This is a genomic window from Mucilaginibacter sp., from assembly GCF_039921305.1.
Taxonomy (GTDB): Bacteria; Bacteroidota; Bacteroidia; order Sphingobacteriales; family Sphingobacteriaceae; genus Mucilaginibacter.
In genome coordinates this window covers 81,181-104,094 of record NZ_JBDSCA010000082.1, presented here as the reverse complement: position 1 = coordinate 104,094, position 22,914 = coordinate 81,181, and the positions used below count along the sequence as shown (strand labels likewise).

19 protein-coding genes are annotated in these 22,914 nt (G+C 37.9%); 2 read left to right on the top strand and 17 right to left on the bottom strand.

The window, feature by feature from the left end:
- Nucleotides 1-12: 12 nt before the first annotated feature.
- From ABIN91_RS24645 to ABIN91_RS24580, 14 genes are all read right to left on the bottom strand, one after another.
- Nucleotides 13-897 carry a glycosyltransferase family 2 protein gene (locus tag ABIN91_RS24645; RefSeq protein WP_348054396.1) on the bottom strand — a complete coding sequence of 295 codons (885 nt, stop codon included), beginning with the start codon at nt 895-897 and terminating at the stop codon, nt 13-15.
- 116 nt (nt 898-1,013) lie between these two features.
- Nucleotides 1,014-1,646, bottom strand: a complete 633-nt coding sequence (locus ABIN91_RS24640) for an acyltransferase (protein WP_348054394.1) — start codon at nt 1,644-1,646, stop codon at nt 1,014-1,016.
- Nucleotides 1,647-2,299: 653 nt separating this feature from the next.
- The gene (locus ABIN91_RS24635; protein WP_348054392.1) at nt 2,300-3,772 is read right to left on the bottom strand and encodes an oligosaccharide flippase family protein; all 1,473 of its coding nucleotides are present in this window, start codon (nt 3,770-3,772) and stop codon (nt 2,300-2,302) included.
- A gap of 19 nt (nt 3,773-3,791) precedes the next feature.
- A complete protein-coding gene (locus tag ABIN91_RS24630; protein ID WP_348054390.1) occupies nt 3,792-4,733 on the bottom strand; it encodes a glycosyltransferase in 942 nt (313 codons plus the stop codon).
- Between the two features lie 4 nt (nt 4,734-4,737).
- Nucleotides 4,738-5,763, bottom strand: a complete 1,026-nt coding sequence (locus ABIN91_RS24625) for a glycosyltransferase family 2 protein (protein WP_348054388.1) — start codon at nt 5,761-5,763, stop codon at nt 4,738-4,740.
- Nucleotides 5,753-6,658, bottom strand: coding sequence for an NAD(P)-dependent oxidoreductase (locus ABIN91_RS24620; protein WP_348054387.1), 906 nt, complete (start codon nt 6,656-6,658; stop codon nt 5,753-5,755). The genes ABIN91_RS24625 and ABIN91_RS24620 overlap by 11 nt, the downstream gene beginning before the upstream one ends.
- Nucleotides 6,659-6,680: 22 nt before the next feature.
- Entirely contained in the window at nt 6,681-7,988 is a 1,308-nt protein-coding gene (gene rfbH, locus ABIN91_RS24615) for a lipopolysaccharide biosynthesis protein RfbH (RefSeq protein ID WP_348054386.1), read from the bottom strand.
- 34 nt (nt 7,989-8,022) lie between these two features.
- Entirely contained in the window at nt 8,023-9,741 is a 1,719-nt protein-coding gene (locus ABIN91_RS24610) for a thiamine pyrophosphate-binding protein (protein ID WP_348054385.1), read from the bottom strand.
- 17 nt (nt 9,742-9,758) lie between these two features.
- The gene (locus ABIN91_RS24605; protein ID WP_348054384.1) at nt 9,759-10,679 is read right to left on the bottom strand and encodes an NAD(P)-dependent oxidoreductase; all 921 of its coding nucleotides are present in this window, start codon (nt 10,677-10,679) and stop codon (nt 9,759-9,761) included.
- On the bottom strand, nt 10,672-11,769 hold the full coding sequence (gene rfbG / locus ABIN91_RS24600; protein ID WP_348054383.1) for a CDP-glucose 4,6-dehydratase: 1,098 nt from the start codon (nt 11,767-11,769) through the stop codon (nt 10,672-10,674). The genes ABIN91_RS24605 and rfbG overlap by 8 nt, the downstream gene beginning before the upstream one ends.
- On the bottom strand, nt 11,754-12,530 hold the full coding sequence (gene rfbF / locus ABIN91_RS24595; protein ID WP_348054382.1) for a glucose-1-phosphate cytidylyltransferase: 777 nt from the start codon (nt 12,528-12,530) through the stop codon (nt 11,754-11,756). The genes rfbG and rfbF overlap by 16 nt, the downstream gene beginning before the upstream one ends.
- Nucleotides 12,531-12,548: 18 nt before the next feature.
- Nucleotides 12,549-13,589, bottom strand: coding sequence for a ferredoxin--NADP reductase (locus ABIN91_RS24590; RefSeq protein WP_348054381.1), 1,041 nt, complete (start codon nt 13,587-13,589; stop codon nt 12,549-12,551).
- An 8-nt stretch (nt 13,590-13,597) separates the two neighbouring features.
- Nucleotides 13,598-14,668, bottom strand: a complete 1,071-nt coding sequence (locus ABIN91_RS24585) for a lipopolysaccharide biosynthesis protein (protein WP_348054379.1) — start codon at nt 14,666-14,668, stop codon at nt 13,598-13,600.
- A gap of 248 nt (nt 14,669-14,916) precedes the next feature.
- The gene (locus tag ABIN91_RS24580; RefSeq protein WP_348054378.1) at nt 14,917-16,296 is read right to left on the bottom strand and encodes a M28 family peptidase; all 1,380 of its coding nucleotides are present in this window, start codon (nt 16,294-16,296) and stop codon (nt 14,917-14,919) included.
- Nucleotides 16,297-16,570: 274 nt separating this feature from the next.
- On the opposite strand from ABIN91_RS24580, the gene ABIN91_RS24575 reads away from it, so the two are divergent.
- Both ABIN91_RS24575 and ABIN91_RS24570 read left to right on the top strand, forming a co-directional pair.
- A complete protein-coding gene (locus ABIN91_RS24575) occupies nt 16,571-16,945 on the top strand; it encodes a BlaI/MecI/CopY family transcriptional regulator (RefSeq protein WP_348054533.1) in 375 nt (124 codons plus the stop codon).
- Between the two features lie 3 nt (nt 16,946-16,948).
- A complete protein-coding gene (locus ABIN91_RS24570) occupies nt 16,949-18,676 on the top strand; it encodes a M56 family metallopeptidase (RefSeq protein ID WP_348054377.1) in 1,728 nt (575 codons plus the stop codon).
- Nucleotides 18,677-18,918: 242 nt separating this feature from the next.
- On the opposite strand, the gene ABIN91_RS24565 is transcribed toward ABIN91_RS24570, so the two are convergent.
- The 3 genes from ABIN91_RS24565 to ABIN91_RS24555 are packed head-to-tail and all read right to left on the bottom strand — an operon-like array spanning nt 18,919 to nt 22,912.
- Complete coding sequence (locus ABIN91_RS24565) at nt 18,919-20,466, bottom strand: DHA2 family efflux MFS transporter permease subunit (protein WP_348054375.1); 1,548 nt, start codon at nt 20,464-20,466, stop codon at nt 18,919-18,921.
- 5 nt (nt 20,467-20,471) lie between these two features.
- Entirely contained in the window at nt 20,472-21,527 is a 1,056-nt protein-coding gene (locus ABIN91_RS24560) for an HlyD family secretion protein (protein ID WP_348054374.1), read from the bottom strand.
- A 14-nt stretch (nt 21,528-21,541) separates the two neighbouring features.
- Complete coding sequence (locus ABIN91_RS24555) at nt 21,542-22,912, bottom strand: TolC family protein (RefSeq protein ID WP_348054373.1); 1,371 nt, start codon at nt 22,910-22,912, stop codon at nt 21,542-21,544.
- Between the last annotated feature and the right edge of the window lie 2 nt (nt 22,913-22,914).

Genomic DNA, 22,914 nt, shown 5'->3' with positions numbered 1-22,914 from the left:
TATAGATAGTAATCATTTAGAACTTTTATACATGAATGTCTTCATCCTTTTTATGAATGTGGATCTGTTTTTTAAATCAATAAACAATGAAAGTTCTTTTTTTACACCCGACTCAACCATTTGGTTGTATAATCCACTAAACAATATAACTGTATCAATATGTTCATCCAATTCAACTCGTCTATTAAACAAATAATCTTTTAGCTCCTTTGCAATCTTTTTCGCTAAACTGTCATGTGTTGCTGTAACGTTGCTGCCATGGCGTCTATACTGAATTAACGGCTCATTGATATATATATGTTTGCCAAAAGTAAAAGAAATTAGTGCTATCCAATAATCATGCATAAAAACATTATTAGGCATACTATCAAAATACAGCCTCATAGCGGGGTTAAACATTGTTGTGCAGCCTATTACTTTATTGGAATATAATAACGATCTAAGCTTTTCAAATTGAGGGTCTGCTTCAACAATTTCTTTAAAAAAAGATTGGTTCAGTTGTTTATTGTTACCGTCTATAACCGATAGATCGGAAAAAGCCAATGCTGGTATTTCGGGAGAAATTTGACTAAGTTCATCAATATTAACTTTAATTTTTTGAGGTAGCCAAATATCATCCTGGTCCGCTAGAGCAATATAATTCGTAGGCTTACAGTGCTTAACTGCATTTTTAAAATTAGCTATAACACCACCTTCGCTACCATTTATCATGTACTTAATCAATCCTTTTTCTTGGTATTCATTTAATATCGATAAAGTATTATCTGTTGAATGATCGTCAGATATAATTATCTCATCAACGATATACGTTTGATTTAAAATGGAATCCAACTGCTGTTTCAGATACATCCCTCCATTATATGTTGCCATCGCAACAGACACCTTATATTTCGTCATTTTTGTTACTAATCAACGGTTATATCGTTTCTATAAGTAAACTTAACCTGTAATACTATTGAAGGTTTTAAACAATTATAAATCCTTTTATAATTGTTTAGCTACGCTAATACAACTTACTCTAAATGTTTAATCAACCTGGCTGGGTTACCTGCAACAATACAGTTTGCCCCAAAGCTTTTAGTAACAACCGAATTGCTGCCAACAATGCAATTTTCTCCCAGTTTTACACCGGGCATTATTGCACATGATTCGCCGATCCAAACATTATCTCCAATAATAATTCCTCCTTTTGAGCTAAGTGTTCTTTGCAGCGGTTGTTGTTTAAGTGCTTCCGGTATTATTTCGCCGTGAAAATGATCTATGATTAAAACCTTACTGGCAATTAAAACGCCATTACCAATACGGATATGATTTATACAACCAATATGACAATCAAAATTTATTGTCACATTATTACCAATGGTTATTTTAGGTGAATACTGATCATTTAAAAAATGATCGTAAGCTTCTATTCTCAGTCTAGCTCCTGCACCAAAATTATCTCCTATTTCAATATATTGCCCTCCATGAAGGTTGATTGGCGACATAATCAAAAAATTTTCACCAACACTATTAAATTGTCTTTTTATATACCCGCTAAAAATACGGGCTTTGATCTTTTTACCACCTACGAACAAACTATAAGGAAATATGTAAGATAAAAGCACTCCTATTTTGTTTATAAATTTTTGACTACTGCCTTTCATATCTAATTGTACTAAAACCTTATGTGGTGGAGCTATTGTTAACTATATTATATGGTTTCCATATGTAAATTACAAAATAACGGTAAAGTATGACTAACGTATTTGTTAAATAAATAACGGGGCCAAACAACCGAACTTATAGAGCTTTTATAGTGTTTTTAAGCGTAATATTCGATTAAGTGTTATAAATCATGGTTTTAATTAAAATAAACAAAGAGAAAAGCTCAACTATAGATTAGATTATTGTTAATGATTCTGATATTTCTTGTTCGTTTTAATTCGCTATTATCTGGCTCGGCATTTAAAAATACCTCCTTAGTATAAATATTCTGCCTCGCAGTCAATATTGGGTCTAATTTTACATTTGTTCTTCATTATAATCCTGACTTCATTAAGCTAATCATTATCTTTATTACTACCTTTTACCCTGTGCAAGTTTACAAAATATGGGAGATAATTTCATTACGTTGAATCCTATTACTGTCAACATACATCTCATGCTACTGGTAAGGTATGTGCACATTATCCCTTGTAGCAATCCATTGTCATTTTTTTTGAAGGGTGGGGGCTAAACCAATTGCGTAACATACATTTATAATATCACTTACTCAAGATATTATAAATGTATGTTACGCACAGCATTACAATTATCATTATACTTTTTTGCGGTTTTTTATCCAAATTTTGATATCCAGTATATTATCTAATCGAACAAAACAAAAGATCGAACTAGCTAATAAAATAGTTGCATTTATAATATATTGTGGAAATCCGTTTAATAGTAAAGAACTACATAAAACCAATGCCAAGGCCACTCCCAGGGAAAAAATACATTTTGTATTTACAAATGAAAATTTAAAAGAGCTAATGTTTTTAACGCTGAAAAAAACAAAAAACACATTAATACAGTTAGCAATTAAAAAGCCTATTCCGAGCGCATTAAACCCCCAATAACGCCAGCCTACAAAAACGCAAACATTATATATAATTTGGCGTAAGGTTTCACTAATTATAGCATACAAGCCTTTGTTTTTTGAAAGGTAAAGTACACCCAGTGGCCAGCTGATCAATGTGAAAAACGAAGCCATCATTTGCCATTTTAAAACGGGAATTGCAGCATTGAAAGAAGAAGAATACAATAAATTTAATGCCAATGGAGCAAACGCTATCATGCCCATAAGCATTGGTGCCCCAACTAATAATGTTATTTCTAACTGTTCATTAATTAACTTGTTACTCGCGTTATTGTCGTGCTGGATCATGCTTAATCGAGGAAAGTAATCTGCGAGCATTGCATTAAGTAATATATTAATATAAAGTGTTGATATTGTCCAAACAGATTGGAAAAAGCCAACAGAATCTAATCCCATGTGGGATCGTATCAATACGCGAATTACGTACATTGATGCTGCCGCTACAAAGCCATTAATAACAATAAAGAACCCCAATTTAGCCATTCCCAATCCTTCCTTAAAAGTTTGGGATATTGATATTTCAACGTTTTGGGTTATAATTTTTTTTGCAAAAAACCACGAAACAGCTAATGAGCCAAGTGCCGTTAGTACCATTGCCGGAATAATACCAGATATGCCTAACCACCAAAAAAAAGGTAAGGAAACTACTGTGCCCAATATAGAGCCTAAAAGAGTAGCCTTAGCCATTTCTTTAATTCTTCTTAACCCTTGCAATATTGCCAATTGCCCCGCAGATACTGCATTAATTAGTAAAATTACCGACATTAAGGCTATGCTTGCTGTGGAAGTTGTATTGCCAAATGAGTATATACTAAAAAAACGGCATAAAACAAGAACCACCAATGTGCCGATTAAGCCAGTACCAAACTCCCATCGCCTTAGTATTAATATGGTACGGGCAACACGTTCCGGATCTGTATTGTTTTCTGCTACATTTTTTACACCACTAAAATTAACACCAAAGCCAGTGGCATTTCTTACCATATCAATTATAGTTTGAAAGACACCAGACATGCCAACCCCTCCAGGGCCTAGCAATATTGCAATAATTTTAGTTCTTACAATGCCAATAATTATATTAAAGACCTGCGCCCCCCCAACAATACTTGTTGATTTAAATATCTGTTTATACGACTCCTTACTTTCTCCCATAATTACAAAAACCTCACCTTCATACTGTATTCTTATTTAGTAAAAGCTTTAAAAATGTTTTAATAAGCATTTTTAAAGCATAACCATATGCCAACAATACCATACTAAAATAAGACATGTTAGAATAGTAGATTTTTATTGAACTTTTAATTCCCGACAAAGTAAATGTATATTGATTTGCTAAAATTTTGGTTTTACAGTACCAAAGACTTAAAAAATTTATCAGCAAATCAGATTTAATATGTTGAAATGTAGATAGTGTTATTTGTTTTTTTTGTAAACAGCCTTTAATCATTCCAAGGTATATCACGGCGAAGGTTTCAAATAAATTATAACCCCCTTTTGTGTTGACTTCCTGATATTTAACCAATACATTGTTATTAACTAAGTACGATGGCTTGTCCGATAACGCAAATAGCAAAGATGCATGAGGGAACATTGGCTCAACATCTATGTTTTTAATGCGCTCAAAATCAGTTTTCCAAATACCTAAAGCCGAACTCCACGAACTGTAAAACGATATACTATACATAAAGCCGTTAAAGCTATCAAACCCCTCTATTTTATTGATTTTAACATTCCCGTTGGGGAAAAATAGTACTGGCTGGGTTTTTACTGAGTTTTTTACTAAATCTACCATCTGTTGCAAGCCGTCCTCACAAAACTCACAATAGTCATTATGCAACTTTAAGAAGTTTCCATTACCTATTTTTAATGCGTTCATAATATTTAAAAACCCATTATTAGGTCCGGTTTTATAAACAAGATTAGCATACGGAAATTCTCTTAATATGTCATATTCAGATCCTCCATAGTCGGAGCTGTCGTATATAACAACCTCGTAATCAGATATATTAACTTTTGAATTAAAAATACTGGATAAGGTTTTTTTCAAAATCTGTTGTCGCCCACGGGTGGGGATACATATCGAAAGCAGTAAGCCTGTTTGGTTGTTATCCACTTTTTTATTTTGACAAAACAGATCTGGCTAAAACCTTCGCACATCCTTCGATAACTATATATACTTTTCCTGCAATGTTCATTTCAATTGTTTTACATAAAAAAAAATTTGTAAAGTTTCTTCCTAATTTCCATAATTCGAGATAAGAAACACGCCTGCTCTTCATTCCATAGTGTGCACAAATAAGATCATCGGCCATTATTTTTTTATACATCTGAGTTGATGCCATCAATCCATTATTATATAGCTTTTTGATTAGTTTGGCAAGATCGCTTTTTGATATGGTCAAGCCTGAGGCGCTTTGCAAATATATATCAAACTCAACCGCTCTTTTATCTGGTGAAAAAAACACGTCCTTCTCTGTGTATGTAAAGGACGGTGCGGTTGAACATTCATCCTTTGTCTCGGTGTAAAATAGCGGTAGTTTTATTATTGATGACCGGCCTAATACAGCCATCTCGGCGTTGATAAGATCAAAATAAAAGCCAAACTTTTCATGCTTCTCAAGGAGCTTTTTTACAATAGGGAGCTCTTTGTAAGTATTAGAATTATAAAAAAAGCCTGTGGGATGGTGCCCCAAATAAGCCATATTTAAAACCGATGCGAACCCTTTATCATAATGGATATCTGGTTTTTCTTTTTTTAAATTTAAAACACAAATACCAAATGTTATACCAGGATCGGCATTCAGCCTATTAATTAAACCTCTAATATTTTCAGGTTCAATTTTGTCTTTATCTAAACAAACAAAGGCATACTTGCCATTGGCCAGGGTAAGTGCTTTAATAGGGTTTATTATACCGCCCAGATTTTTGCTGTTTTCAACAAACAAAAATCTGGGATCCTTAATTTTAGTCAATAATATCTTTGTATCATCTGTTGAGCAGTTATCCAGTACTATAACTTCAATTTCGTTTCCAGGATAGAGCAAAATATCATTAACAAGCTTGTAAACCTTTTGTGATCTGTTAAAGGTACCTATACAGATGCTAATTAAAGGTGCTTCTTGTTTCCTGGCCTCAGCTACCATTGCAAATGTATTTATTGTAAACTTGGGCGATCTTAGTACTCGGCGTATACCCGATACTATTTTTTAGTTTATCCCCATTTAGTCTAAGTACCTTCATTCCAACATCTACTCGATCTGTTTTTCCAAAAATATTGTCAGGTATTTCCTTATCATTCAGATCAAAAAGCACGGTTACAAGCTCTTTAACCGAAAACTCTTCTACTCCTGATATGTTATAAATACCACTGACCAGATTTGATGCTATCGAATTAAATAAAACGTTAACAACATCTTGTATATATATATATTGCCTTACTTGCACTCCTGAAGTTAAGGTCAAATTTGTATTTTCATTTATTGCTCTGAGTGTATATGGGATTAACCGGTAGGCCGATTCGTGTTCACCGTAAATGGTTGGCAATATAAAATGCAAAAATGTAAAGGGTGCTCTAAACGAATTAAAAAAACGTGAAAGCATTCTTTTAGAAATAGAATAATCATTGGGAGCTACTAATTGTGATCTCAAAACATCAACTTCAGTAAACGCTGATTCTTCTGCTGTTTCTCCAATCTCAAAATAAGAACCAAAGCTTATAAATGCTCCCTTGTATCCTGTTCTAATTAAATTATTACAAATTGACACTGGTATAGACACATTTAAATTGTAAACAGCATCTGGGCTTTCTTTTAAATGAAACTGAATACCAGCTCCGGCAGTATAAATGATAACATCAGATTTGCTTAGCTCTTCATAGTGCAGGTTCTCATTTAATAAATCGATCTTGATAAATTTAGTATAGGTATGATGCTTCGGTTCTGTTTTACCATACATGTGCAATTCGAGGCCATGTTCATTACAATACGATCCGATACATGCAGATAATAAACCATTTGTACCTATTATAGAAATATGCATACCCCTCCTTTAAGTTTGACTATTATCCATTAATATAACCCTTTATCACATCAAGCATATAATCATAATGTGTTTCGTTTAGTCCTGGCCAAACACCCAGCCAAAAAGATTGGTTCATGATGGTATCCGTGTTTTTTAAATCACCAATGGTTCTATGTTGTATGTTGGCGTAGGCTGGCTGACGTAATAAGTTGCCCCCAAATAACAGGCGTGTGCCTATTTTGTTTTCTTCCAAATGCTGTACCAGCATGTGCCTGTCGGCGGCATCACCTTCCCGTAGTGTCAATAAAAAACCAAACCACGATGGATCGCTATGTTTTGTTGGCTCCGGAAGTATAAATATTTCTTCCAACTCTTTCATGCGCTCATATAAGGCCTTATAATTTTCGCGGCGGCGTTGTACAAAATGATCCAGTTTTTTTAATTGCGATACACCAAAAGCAGCCTGCATATCGGTAACTTTTAAGTTAAACCCAATGTGCGAATAGGTATATTTATGATCATAACCGTAAGGCAAGGTGCCTAACTGCTGGCCAAACCGGCATCCGCAGGTATTATCTTTACCCGGTTCGCAATAGCAATCCCGTCCCCAGTCTCTAAAGCTTTCGGCAAGTTTTGCCAACTCGGGGTTATTGATTAAAACAGCGCCACCTTCGCCCATAGTGATGTGGTGGGCCGGATAAAAAGAAAAAGTTGATATATCACCGAAAGTGCCCGTTTTTTTATCACGATATGTAGCGCCTAACGAATCGCAATCATCTTCAACAACCCAAAGGTTATATTTTTTTGCAACACGCATTACCTCGTCCAAATCAAATGGATTACCCAACGAATGGGCTATCATAATGGCTTTGGTTTTTGGTGATACAGCGGCTTCTATATCTTCGGCTTTAACGTTATGTGTAGCAATATCAACATCAACAAATACAGGTATGGCGCCAAACTGTATCATTGGGTTAACCGTTGTAGGGAAACCCGCAGCCACGGTAATTACCTCGTCGCCCGGTTTTACGGCACGGTCGCCAAGTTTAGGTGAGGTAAGCGCATAAAAGGCAACCAGATTGGCCGACGAACCAGAGTTAACCAATAAGGCCTTAGGCGCCTTAAAATATTTTGCAAATTCCGATTCAAATTCATTGGCAAAGCGTCCTGTAGTCAACCAGCCATCTAATGCGGCATCAACGCCCATTAAAATGTCTTCTTCATCTAATACTTTACCGGTTACCGGGATGTAATTTTGGCCAGGAACAATGATCTGTGTTGTTTTAGCTTTTGCAATTTCTCTTAAACTGCTTTCTAATGATGTGCTTTGTAGGATATTCTTTAACATACTATTGTGTTGTGAAATTCTTTTAATATTTTAATTAAGTACTCTCCATACCGATAGGAGCCGAAAAAGGTTCCATTTCGGTAATTGGCTTACCGAATGCTATTTTGGGATATGTATTGGTATGCGGATCTACCATTACTTGTAGTACAGTTGGTTTATCTGCATTTTCGTCATTCCAAAGCCACTCCATAGCATCTTTAACTTGTTGTGGCTCGCTAATGGTTTTGGCATTAATGCCATAGGCTGTGGCAACTTTTTCAAAATCGGGAGTATCATATCCCCAATAGGTTGATTGATATCTTGATTCGAAATAGCTATCCTGAAACTGCCTGATCATTCCCAGCGTTTTGTTGTTTAACACGATGATCTTTACCGGAAGCTTATTGCGTACCACGGTTTGCAATTCCTGAATATTTAGTTGCATACAACCATCGCCAATTAATACAACCACAGGTTTTTTATCAGTAGCAATGCAGGCTCCGATACCTGCTGGCAATGAAAAGCCCATAGCTCCCATACCACCTGATGTTAAAAACAATTGCCCTTTGTTTAATTGCAATGATTGCGCCGACCACATTTGGTGGCTACCAACATCGGCAAGGAAGGTTGTTGCTTTTTGGCTAACTGCCGATAACTCGCGCATCAATATATTGGGATTAATGCCAGCGGGTGTAAGTTCGGTTGTATCCGGCCATTTATTTTTTAAATCGGCTACGTAAGCCAGCCATTCATCTGGCCTGTTGAAAGTTGTTTTTTGCGATGCGCTTTTAAAAGCCTCAAAAAACTGTGATAGGGTTGCAACTATAGCCACACACCCTTTTATACGATTATTGATCTCGCAGGCATCACAGTCTACGTGATATATTATTCTGTTTTCTATAAATTTAGTATCGGCTCCTGTTTGGCGTATATCAAGCCTGCTACCTAATACTACAAGCAAATCACACTCGCCAAAAGCTATGTTTGCCCACCGGTTACCGTAGCTGCCAATAAACCCTACGCGCATAGCATCATCGGCAGCAATTGTGTCCAAACCAAGTAGCGTGGTAATTACCGGAACTTTAGTTTGATTAACAAACGCCTCAAATTGTTGTAACGATTTTGAGGCCCTTACACCACCACCTGCTAATATAAGCGGTCGTTTGGCCTTTTTAATATCCTGTATTAAGTTATCGAGGTCGGTATCGGCAATTTTACTGGTTGGTTTAGGCAGATCTGCGATAAATTCTGGCTCAATCTGGGTGCGTTGCACATCCATCGGCAAATCAATCAGTACCGGTCCGGGCCGGCCTTCAGTCGCTATTTTGAATGCTTCTTCAAATATCCGGGGAATATCGTTAGGATTGTTAACCAAATAGGCTGCTTTGGTAATAGGTTTTGCCATAGCCACAATATCGGTTTCCTGAAAACCCAGTTGGCGTATTTCCCTGTCACCTTTTTGCTCATGCCGGTTAACCTGCCCCGTAATAAAAATAGCCGGAGATGAGTCAAAATAGCAACTACCAATACCAGTAAGCAAATTAGTTGCACCCGGACCACTGGTGGCCATGGCTACGCCAGGTATACCGGTTACACGCCCAAAAGCATCTGCAGCAAAAGCGGCCGATTGCTCATGATGCATCGTAACAATATTTATCTTTGTTTTTTGGCTAATTGAATCTAACAGATGAGTAATCATCCCCCCAGACAGTTCAAAAATGTTGGTAATGCCTTTTTTCTCCAAAAAATCCGCTATATAATCTGATGCTTTCATCCCCCTGTTGTATCGCGTTATATTGCTTTTTTATAATATGTTATGGTGTCAGCTAGTGCTGAATGTAAATCTGTTTGTTTTAGTTTACCAAATGTAGCATTGTATTTGCTATTATCCCCACTTATTTCCATTATCTGATTGGGACGATAAGCTATAGCTCCATAATTGACTTTGCCCTTACCTGCTATACTCTGGCTTATTTGTTCAACAATTTTTTTTAATGCGATCGTTTGTCCTGAACAGATATTAAAAATTCCGGAAGAACTGTTTACTGATGTAACAATGTTAACTACCATAGCTACAAAATCGTTAACAAACAGGTAATCATATTCTTGTTCACATAGCGTTAAATCGCAATCGGTATCATTTAGCTGGTTTGTAATTACCCACGGAATAAACCAATTTAAAGCTTCACCAGGCCCAAATACCGAGAATACACGTAACCAATACCAATCTATATTGTTTTGATTACAAAAGTTTTCAATTATTTTTTGTGAGGCTTGTTTACATACAGCATACGCATCTGTGCCATTTACCGGATGGTTTTCATTAACTCTACCATCAATAGCTCCATATTCGGCTTGTGAACCCAAAATTAAAAGTTTTTTTAAATTAACTTTTTTTGATATTTCCAGCACATCACCTAACAGATCAAAGTTTTTTAATTGCGGAACCCAATCAACGCGTTCCTTGGAGCTTACTCCCGTCCAGGCGGCATGTACTATAATATCGGGTTTAAATAAAATTACCTCTTCTTTATACCGGTCATTACTGGTATCAACCCATGTAACCTGATCCTGAAAAGCTATACAACGGAACAAATCGGTTTGCGGGCGCCGGGCGGCCATCACCTCGAAATTATTTTTCAGAAGCGATGTCATGATTGCCGAACCCAGAAAACCACTTCCTCCGGTTATATAAGCCTTTTGTTTAGCCATTAATAAACTTTATGATCTGTTTTTCTGTAAACTCTGTAATGGTATCCTTCGCTTCAAAAAAATGTTTATACCACTCAATGGTATTGCTTATAGCCAATTGAGCATCGTATTTTGGCCGCCAGCCCAATTCTACCTGCGCTTTGCTCACATCAAGCTTAAGTAAACCAGCCTCATGAAGTTGGTTTTGGGTTTGGTGAACAAAATATTCCCCTTTGCCCCAGCAGCCAATAGCCAGTTCAACCATATTTGATACCGGCAAAGCATCTGTAAATGCAGGTCCAAAATTGTAGGCCTGACTATATTGAGTTGGATTACTATTTAAATTAATGCCCAACATTAAATACCCCAATAAAGGCTCTAAAACGTGTTGCCATGGCCGTATAGAGTGGGGGTTACGGATCTCGATCTTTTCATTTTTAGATAACGCTCTCACAATGTCGGGTATTAAACGATCTTTTGCCCAATCACCGCCGCCTATTACATTACCTGCACGGCCAACTGCTATAGCTTTTTGATGGTCGCTATATTTTCCGATATTAAAAAATGAATTGCGGTAAGAGTCAATTACCAACTCTGTACACGCCTTACTTGCACTATAGGGGTCATAGCCCCCCAAGCGGTCATTTTCCCGATATGGGTAAATCCACTCCTTGTTGTGATAAACTTTATCTGTTGTAATTAATACGGCATAACAAGGTTTGTTTAGCTGCCTTATTCCCTCTAAAACATTGGCTGTACCAATGGCGTTTATTTCAAATGTATCAACTGGTATTTCATAAGAAAGCCTAACGAGGGGTTGGGCGGCTAAATGAAATACAAAATCGGGTTCAAAATCGGTAATGGCTTTACTTAAGGTATCTCTCTCTCGCAGATCGGCTATTACTGATTTACAAAGCGTATTTCCATTTAATAAATAATACAGATCAAAATCATTTTCGGGGGCAAGGGCATAGCCTTTTACTTCGGCGCCAAGCATCGAAAATATTTTTAATAACCACGAGCCTTTAAAACCGGTATGGCCAGTAAGAAAGATCTTTTTTCCGCTATATGCAGCTTTTAACTTATCAAACATAGTTACCATATTTTCCATTGGGCTTTACCACTGCTCCACAATTGTTCAAGTTCTATCCTATCTCTTAAAGCATCCATTGGTTTCCAAAAACCAGAGTGCTTGTATGCGGCAAGCTGCCCATCGTTAGCTATTTCTTTCAATGGTACATTCTCCCATTGAATATTGTCCATATCATTTTCTAAATATTTAAATATGCCTGGCTCTAAAACAAAAAAGCCACCATTAATCCACATGCCGTCGCCTTGTGGTTTTTCAACAAAATGGTTAACAGTACCATCAGCATCCATTTCAATATTACCAAACCTGCCAGGTATTTGCACGCTGGTAAGTGTGGCTAACTTACCGTGTTGCTTATGAAACGCCACAAGTTTACCAATATCAATATTGGCAACACCATCGCCATAGGTCAACATAAAGGTTTCGTCTTTAACGTATTTTTGGATGCGTTTAATCCGACCGGCAGTATTTGTTGTTAAACCGGTATCAACAAGTGTAACCTTAAACGATTCTGAGTTAGAAAAGTGAACATCAATTTTGTTTTGTTCCAATTCTATTGTAACATCAGAATTATAGAGATAATAGTTTAAAAAGTATTCTTTGATAGACTGTTGTTTGTAACCTAAGCATATTACAAAATCATTATAACCATAAACCTCATAAATTTTCATGATATGCCATAGTATGGGTTTACCACCTATCTCAACCATTGGTTTGGGCCGGGCTTCTGTTTCTTCCATTAATCTAGTACCTAAACCACCGGCAAGTAAAACAACTTTCATATAGTTAAATTTATATTATTAAATAGCTATTTCTATAGCATTTGTTAAGGGAAAACTACAACATAGCAGGCACTCATTTTCTAGCAACTCCGGCGGTCTGCTTTGCAAACCAATCATTTTAATTTGTCCTTTCAATAGCGTACCCCGGCAAACCAGGCAACTACCTGTTTGGCAAGAATAATCCAGATCAAGCAGGGCATCAAGGCCAGCTTCCAATATACTTTTGCCTTTAACAACTTCGATAGTGATGTTTTCGCCATTCTTTTTAATAGCTACGGCACTTGTTACAACATCACCAAATTCTTCAGGATTTCTTACGATCTCAAATTCTTCAGAAAATATTTTGTCGTTATCGATTTTTAAATCATTTAATGCTGTTTTAACCGATTCCTTTAGTCCCTCTGGCCCGCATATGTAATGAACCGTGGCATTTAGGTCTCCCTCTGCCTTCATAACCGATAGTACCCGTGCGGGATCAATACGCCCTTGAACCACATAAGGATTGTTAATTGCAATTGCTGGCTGGGTATAAAAATGCCAGGCCGAAAAATGCTCTTTGTGTTGATTTTGCAAAACAGTTATTTTATCGCTAAAAATTACAGCTTCGGTATTGCGGTTACCATATACAAGTGTTACATGGCTAACCAAACCCTGATGCAATGCATATTTAGCTAATGACATAAGCGGAGTTATTCCACTCCCTGCTCCCCATAAAACCAAATGGCTATTTGTGTTGATAAACGTGTTTTGAAGCGTAAAATCACCCATTGGCTGCATAACCTCAACCACATCATCAACTTTTAATTTATCAATTATATGGTTAGAAACGATACCTCCGGGTACCCTTTTTATGGTAACCTCTAAAGTTGTATCAACTAAAGGAGCTGATGAAAAAGAATATGGTCTGATATATTTACGGCCGTTTATTCTGAATATTAGTGTTAAATATTGTCCGGCTATGTAGCTTATTTTTTTTAGGCCCGGCTGTTTAAATACAACAGTTACAGTATCCGCGGTTTCGGCACGTAACTCTAATACTTTAAGCGTGTAATGTTTCATAATATTAATTAAATAGCTAAAGAAGCAAAGCCTCTTTTAATTAGTATCATAAAAATGAAAATAAGCGCCCCTAAAATAAATCCTATAGCAGCGCCCTTTAATTTACCTAAATGCTCTACACTTAATGGCAATACTGGCTTGTCAATAATTTGTATCAATGGGGTTTCTTGTCTTAATGAAAGTTTTGCCGCTTCCAGGTTTTTAACAATTTCGCTATATATTGCTAAGCTGGATTGAACATCTATTTGCTTTTTTTGCGATGGCACACGTAAAGTAAGCATCGTTGGATTGGCGTTAGGAACGGCATCACTAGCCGACGCAACGCCGTTAATTGAAGAATTCAATACCGTCCTTATACTATCAGCTTGCTTTTGAAGGATCACTACATTTGTTAATGTTTTTTTGGTTTTTGTTAAAATGTAAAAGCTATTTACATTTTCAACAATCCTATTTGTAAATTCCTTAGCAAACAACTCATCTTTTGATTCGACCTGAACATTGATAATGCTTAGTTTTTTATCAAGTTTTGCTACTGTTAAGCCCTTTTTATTTATAGCATTAACAATACTTGTCATTATGCTATCCTGGTTGCGGTTAAAGCTATCACCATTACCCGTAAAAGAAATGTTTTTTAGATCATCCCTTTTATTCCAACCCTCCCTAAGTTTATTAAACTCAATGTAGCGATCTATTAACAGTTTTTTTGGGCCGCCAAAATCCCCAAAACTTAATAAAGTTTTCTCTATCATTGTGCGTGATTTATATAACTCAAGTATATTATCACCCTCAAAAAGGCCACCGCCAGTATTGATACCTATTCCTGCAATTGATGCCAGGCCGGCATATTGGCCCATAGAAGAACCCTTACCCCCTTCATCCAAAACAAAAGTACAAGCTGAAGTATAAACGGGTTTTTTAAAGTTTGAATATGCCCAGCCTATGCAAGCACCAATAGCGCCAAAAAGCAATATATAAACCCACTTGCTTATTAAAAAAACTAATAAGGATTTAATACTTCTTACCACATGGCTTAAATAAACTTCTTCGCTTTCTATATTATTTGCAGACGCTTGCTCCATAAATCCTTTACAGATTTGTTACATTATTTTTACAATATTAAACATTTTTTCACACACCATTAATTTAAATTTTATCAAATTAAAGTGCCGATAATAAAAAATCATTAAAAATAACGCATAAAAATTACCTTTTTGTTGAAAAAACTCATAAAATACATGTTTAAGTCTCAATTTATTTTTACTAAATATGACTTAATAATACAGACGTTAAACGAGTTGTTTAGAGACTTGTTTTAAATAATAAAATTTCACCTTGCGGGTTTAGGAAATACCGGTAAACTCTCATGCCCATCGGCATCAACGGCTTGTACTGCAAAAAAATAATTATCTTTTGAATATTCAAGTGTGGCCTGGGTATCGGCTATATAAAACTTCTTTTCCCAATACGGGCTTGTGGTTTCGCGCATTAAAATATAGTAGGCGGCTGGCTTTTTGCCGATGGGGGCATCCCATTTAAGGCTGGTTTTATTGGTTAATGCCGATGTTAGCACCACCACGTTTTGTGGCTGTGCAGGGGCAAGGGCCAGGTTAGCCAGTACAGACAAATTCATACGGCCAACTTTTTGGATGTATTGATAATCGGCAAAATCGGGCAGATCGCCATAATCAATGCCGTTTTCTTTACGGATATTTTGATGCTGGCGGGTAAAATCTTCGTTCATTTCGGTAAACCTAACGGCAGTAAAACCGTTTTGCAAAAAGGGAACATGATCGCCACCCCGCAAAAATCTATCCCGACGATAAATCAACTTCACGTCCAGATGTTCAACATAACGTTCGGCTGTTTCTTTAACGTAGCGGGCCAGTTGGCGCGATGGGCTATCATTTTCGCCACCATTGCCCACCAGCGAAATTATACCGGTATTGGCCCGGCGGGTTGCAAGGCTATCACCACGAACAGGCAGATCGGTTGATGGTACACCTTCACTAAATACGCGTACATGAGTATTATCTTTTAAATTATTTTCCATACCGTGCGTATTGCCCACGATATCATTATTTAGCATGGCATCTACATTCCAATGCTCATCCTTAGCGCGGTTTGCTACGTGGGTTGAGCCGTTTAAGCCTTGCTCTTCTCCGGCAACGGCCATGAAAATTATGGTAGCCGGAAAGGCGTGTTTTGACATTACCCGGGCAAGCTCCATAGAAACCGCAGTTCCGGATGCATCATCAACGGCGCCGGGCTCAACCGAGTTGGCTTCCATTATGTTGTTTATCCGCGAATCATAATGGCCGGATATAATATAAACACGGGTATCAGTAGGGTCGGTACCTTTTAATATAGCCAGTACATTTTTTAAAATAGTAGCTTTATCAATGCGGCTGGTTACGGGTTGTAAAAAACTATCAAACTGAACGGTCATTCTGCCACCTGATGCTGCCGCGTATTTTTCGTACTCGCTTTTGATCCAGTTACGGGCCGCGCCAATGCCTTCGGTTTTGCTGGTGGTATCGCTTAGGGTATGCCTTGTTTTAAAGCTTACCAGCTTGCGCACAATGGTTTCTATATTTTTATCCGATACCTCGTTCACCATTTGCTTTATAACAACATCTTGCTTTACAATGGTTTGGGCATAGCTGCAATAGCCTATTGTGATGAGCAGTAGCGCAATATAGTTTTTCATTTGTTTTGATGTGATTTTTAACGAATATACGAATACTGGTTATAGTACCTATAATTTCACCAATACGATATTTAACAGAATATTAAATCGCAGAAAAATTACAAACTGATGTTTTATTTTTTAAATTACAAATTGATATATTTGTAATACTGACTTCGTAACCATAATTGGCTCCGCGACAACTTCTATAATAATTAAAAAAAGCGCCTTTAATGGGCGCTTTTTTATAAACCGGTTTGGAAAACTAATATATTAGTTTTAACTTCATTGTATGATGAGCCAGATTAAAGAACTTACCCGTGCCGAAGAGCAATTGATGCAGATACTATGGCAGTTAAATAAGGGTTATGTAAAAGACGTGATTGATGAACTACCAGAACCCAAGCCGGCATATAATACGGTTTCGACCATTATCAGGATATTAGAGACCAAGGGATTTATTGACCACAAGGCTTATGGCAAAAGCCACGAGTATTACCCCATCATCAGCAAAGAACAATACCAGAATTTTGCTACCGAAAAGTTGCTGAATGGCTATTTTGATAACTCGGTGCAACACATGTTCTCGTACTTTGTGAAGAAAGAAAAGATAGATTTGAAAGAGGCCGATGAAATACTGAAACTGATAGAAAAACTTAAAAATAAGTAAGTTATGATGAACTGGTGGCATTACTTGTTATTGGTGAACTTGTACCTGGTGTTGTTTTTTACGTTTTACCGGGTGTTTTTACATAAAGAAACTTTTTTCCAGCTAAACAGGGCATACCTTGTGGCAGGTTCTATTTTATCGTTTGTGATACCGTTGATGCAGTCGGATTGGATAAAAAACCTTTTTATTACCCAGCGTGTACATCAAACCATATATGCCACTGTTAACCCGCAATTTATTTATGAGGTTAAGCCTGTTGAAAGTAACCCTATTACCCTAGGCGAAATTGTAGCATGGATATACCTTATTGGCACCACGCTTTTATTGTGCCGCCTTATTTACCAATTGTTTTTGTTGAAGCGCTTAGTTGACCGGGCAGATGCTCCGGTAGCTTTTTCTTTTTTCAAAAAAATACGCGTTGACGACAACCTGCCAAGCCAGCAAACTATAATTGAGCACGAGCGGGTACATACCCGCCAATGGCACTCGGCAGATGTATTGCTGATCGAGGCCGTAATGATCATCAATTGGTTTAACCCTGTTGTTTACTTTTACAGGAAAGCCATTAAACATGTGCATGAGTATATTGCCGACAGACAGGCCATTGAAACAGGAGCATCAAAAACAGAATATGCTTTACTATTATTGAGCCAAACCTTTGGTACGGCACCGCACCAACTGACCAATAATTTTTTCAATAACAGTTTGCTTAAAAAACGGATCATGATGTTGCACCAGAATGATTCAAACCGCAGGGCCTTATTGAAATATGGTTTATCGGCACCGCTTTTTGCTGCGATGCTTGTTTTATCATCGGCAACGGTGAACAATAGCAGCATTGTACAAATCATTAACAAAAAAACAGAGCAAGCTTTTTCGGTTAATACCGAGCAGTTTAAAGAATCACTGAATGATTCTATTTCGGGGATCAATGCTTTTGACGGCAATGTAACTGACACGCAGGACAAGATTGTAGTGGCTCCAAAAAGCAATGTTCACAATTTTAAAGAGGAGCCTGAAGCTGAACCTGCATTACAGGTGCATCAGGATAGTATGGTAAGGGTGGAAAAGTCGCCGTTATTTACTGCCGTGGAGTTAAATCCAACTTTCCCTGGGGGAGAGGAGAGCTTTGGAAGGTTTTTAGTTCAAAACATTCGTTATCCCGATAAGGCTAAAGAAAACCAAACACAGGGCCGTGTATTTATACAATTTACGGTTGAGAAAGATGGCAGCCTGAGTAACTTAAAAAACCTGCGCGATCCGGGGGATGGGTTGGGTGAAGAGGCAATGCGTGTTTTATCGTTATCACCAAAATGGCACCCGGGCATACAAAACGGAAGCGTGGTTAGGGTGCAATACACCATGCCGGTTAATTTTTCGTTGGCTGAAGCTGAAAGAAGAAGAACGACTGATACAGCGCGTTTAATGATAACTGGTGGAGCAGTAGCTAAAAGGATAAACTCGGTTTTCTTTTACAGGCACTTAGCCGGCGACTCGGTTCGTATCCCGGTATCCGCAAGTATGGTGGGCGTTTCAAACCGGGCAATAACAACCATTAGGTTGGATGGGAAATTGATATCAGAAGAGGAACTTAGACATATTAACCCTAAAAACATTGAATCTATACAGGTTATAAAGCGGGATACGCTGAATAAAACTTCCGGGGGTTCTTTTAAAGATAATATGATCTTGATCAGGGCGAAGAGTGTAAAAGCCGCTGCAAAAGGGTAAAAATATAATTTCAAAAAATAACTCCTTCTTTATTTTAACGAAATAAATAATTTCTCAAATTAAATTTTGATAATTAAAGCATAAAAAGTAATTTTATAATCATAAGATTAAAGGCCTGAAACAAAGGCTATACTTTAAAGTACCAGCTAAAAGTATATAACCTGTTTCGGTGTTTAATAAGATTTAATTGTTAATTTTTTTGGGGAAAGCCGCCAGTTCAAAAAACCGGCGGCTTTTATTGTTTAGTGAGCATCTACCGGCAGGGCCACATTCTTTTTGAAGGGTTGCAGGTAGATCAATGGGATACTGAATAGCATAATTAAACCTGCTACCCAATAGGCATCGTTATAAGTTAGCAATAATGTTTGTTTGATCACTTTACCTTCCATAGCTTGCATTGCCATTTTGGTAGCATCAAGTATGCTGTAACCTTTTGACATGAAGTTTTTAATAAACATATCGCGCTGGGCCGTAAACGTGCCGTTATAGTTATTGATGTGCGTTATAAGTGCACTGCGGTGAAAACCTGCACGAACGTGTATAAGCGTTGTTAAAGCAGCTATACCGAACGAACCGCCTAATTGACGCATCATGTTATTTAAACCTGTTCCCTGGCCTAATTCGGGGCCTTTCAAATCCTGGATGGCTAATGTGGTTAGCGGCACGAATAACAAGGCCATACCAACACCACGAATTACTAAGGGCCAAAAGAAGTCGCCTGTACCGGATGCCAGTGTTGAGTGACTTAACATGGTAGTAAATACAAAGAACAATATCATTCCACCGGTAGCCATAAACTGAGCCGGAACACCCGCTTTTAACATTTTACCGATAAAAGGCATCAGCACAATAGTACATATACCTCCCGGAAAAAGGATCATTCCTGTTTGCTCGGCCGAAAAGCCAAGCAGGTTTTGACAAAACACAGGGAACACAAATACAGACCCATATAAACCAAAGCCCAGCACAAAGGATGTAAACATCCCCACCGCGAAACTTCGATGCCGCATGATCTTAAAGTTAACTATAGGAAACTCAAAGGTGCTTTCTCTCCATATGAATAAGAACAACCCTAATACTGCCGCAATGGTTAACACCAGGATGTATGTTTTAGCAAACCAGTCTTCACTTTCGCCTTTTTCCAAAATAGTTTGTAAACTACCTACAGCAATAGCCAGTAAAGCAATACCCCACCAGTCGACGGGTTTTCCCTTCGCGTCCTTGGGTGTTTCGTGAACAAACGTCACCGTAAGGAAAGCAGCAAGTGCACCAACCGGAATATTTACATAAAATATCCATGGCCAGGAAAAGTGGTCGGTTATAAATCCACCTATAGTTGGCCCAACGGTTGGTCCGAATACGGCACCTAAACCAAATAAGGCGGTTGCGGTACCTACTTCTTCGCGCGGCCAGGTTTCAATCAAAATAGCCTGCCCGGTTGATATTAAGCCACCACCGGCAAACCCCTGCATAATACGGAAGATAACCAACTCGTTTAAGCTTGTGGCGTTACCGCATAAAAAAGATACCGCCGTAAATATGATGATAGAGGTTAAAAAGTAATTTTTACGACCGAAGAAACTACCTAACCAGCCCGACATGGGCAATACAATTACGTTTGCTACGGCGTACCCTGTTACTATCCAGGCTACATCTTCGAGGGTTGCCCCAAGATTCCCCTGTATAACGGGGAGAGAAACGTTCACAATCGTGGTATCAATAAGCTCTAACAGAGCGGCCATGATAACCGTGATTGTGATGATCCATTTCCTAAAACCTGTTTCTGCCATTTTATTTAGTCTTTATATATTACAGATACATTCGCGCTCATACCCGGACGAAGTTTCGCCATGATCTCTTTGCTCGCTTTGATCTTAATTTTTACAGGTACACGTTGTACCACTTTTACGTAATTACCGGTTGCGTTATCCGGAGGTAATAAAGAGAATTTAGCACCTGTTGCAGGTGAAAAGTTATAAACTTCGCCTTCAATTTTTTCGCCGGGTACGCCATCAATTTCTATCTCCACTTTTTCGCCGCTTCTTAAATTGCCCAATTGGGTTTCTTTAAAGTTGGCTGTGATGAACAAGCTGTTATCGTTAACCACAGAGAATAAGGTTTGTCCGGCTTGTACCAACTGACCTTTTTGAATGCTCTTTTTAGATACGATACCTGTTGCCGGTGACGTAATGCTGGTATAAGTTAATTGCAGTTTAGCATAATCAACATCGGCTTGTTTAGCCGATACACCTGTATTGGTTACGTTCAATTGATTTTGAGTGCCTTTTATTTGCTCTAAAGCCGCACGGTATTGATCTTGCATAGCCTGATAAGCCGCTTGCGCCGCATCACGGGCAACGCCTGCCTGCTCAAACTGTTGTTTGGTTACCGAACCATCTTTGATCAGGTTAGCGTAACGATCATAATCGCGTTTGGCCTGGTCTAATTTAATTTTGGCGGTTTCAACATTGGCTTTAGCTGTTGCTGAATTTGCAGTGTTGGTATAGATCTGTGATTGTGATACACCAACGGTAGCGTTAGCCCCTTTTTGAGCGGCCAATGCTTGTTCTAATTTCACCTGGTAATCGCGTGGATCTATTTTAACCAATAACTGGCCTTGTGATACATGTTGATTTTCTTCGAACATGATGGTATCAATGTAACCACCAACGCGGGCCACAACCGGGCTTATATCGCCGTCGATCTGCGCATCGTCCGTATCTTCGTGTTTGCCGTAGTATATATACTCTTTAACACCAAAAAATATACCAGCTACAAGTAATAAGCCTAATATGATAGGCATTACCTTGCTTGATTTTTTTTCTGCTTGTTCTTCTGATTTCTTTGTCATTGTGTTGTTTATTATTATTTGTTCAGTTTTCCGGTTGATTTTAATAAAGTATAGTAAGCCAGGCCTGCATCGGCTTTAGCTAATTCCAGGTTAATTTGAGCCTGGTATAGTAAAGTTTGCGCATCAACCCTATCGGTTACCGATGCTATATTGCTTTGATATTTTGATTCGAGAATTTTGTTGTTCTCGGTTGCTTGCGCGATAGCTGTTTCTAACAAAACGATCTTATCCTGAGCGGTTTTGTAATTCTGATAATTACGGTTAACCTCATCTTTTAAGTTATCGGTAGTTACCGATTTATTGATCACGGTTTCATCTAACTGGATACGGGCTTCGGCTTCTTTGTTTTTGTTTGTCCAAAGGGTACCAAAATTCCAGGCCGCGGTTACACCTAAAGTGATAGGCATAATATAGTTGCCACTTTGCGGTAGCGGATTACCGGTTGCGTTGATATAGTACAAATTAGCCCCTACACCTACCGTTGGTAACCTTTGCGCATTAATACTTTTGATATTGGTTGCAGCATATTTATTTTGGAGATCAAGCTGTCTTAATTCCTGACGGGTATTTAAAGCTGTATCAACATAATTAGATAGCGGCGCCAGGTTGTGGTTGGCTTCGTTAATATCAGCAATTTTGATCTCTGTAGTTTCGGGCAAACCCAATAAAACATCAATATTGTAATTGATAATTTTACGATTGCTTTCCAGATCCAAACCATTTAACTGAATATTTGATTTTTGTAGTTGGAAACGCAATACATCGTTCTTGGTAACCAAACCTTGCTCAAAAAAGCGTTGCGCTTGTTTTAACTGCGCATCAATTGAGTTGATGTTTTGAGCAACTACTTTTTTGCTCTGTAAAACTTTGTACAGGTTGTAATAAGCGTTTATCACATCATATATAATCTGGTCTTTATCCTTATCGGCATCTAAACGGGCAACCTGAACCAACAGATCCGTTGATTGCTGCGCGTATTTTAGACGGCCACCAGCGAAGATGGTTTCTTCTACAGCGGCAGTACCTAAATAAGCGTTCGCACTGCTTGGCAGGTGTAATGATGTTTCGCCCAAATTAAGCGTGTTAGCAGGTATTTGAGCACGATTGTAAGCAAAGCTGGCTTTACCGGTGGGTAGTACCTCATCTTTAACCTGGTTGTATTGCGATACGGCCCTGTCAATTTTTGATTGAGATAGTTTTAGCGTTTTGCTGTTATCGATACCTAATTTGATAGCTTCTTGTATGGTCAGGTTTTTCTCTTGTGCTTTGGCGGCTTGTGTTGTTATTAAGCCAAAGAACAGCAATGCGGTACCATACCGTTTTAATGGTTGAACCACCCTTTGCAGTAAGGGATGGCTGGCGGTTTGATCGGTGTTGTTTGTCATTA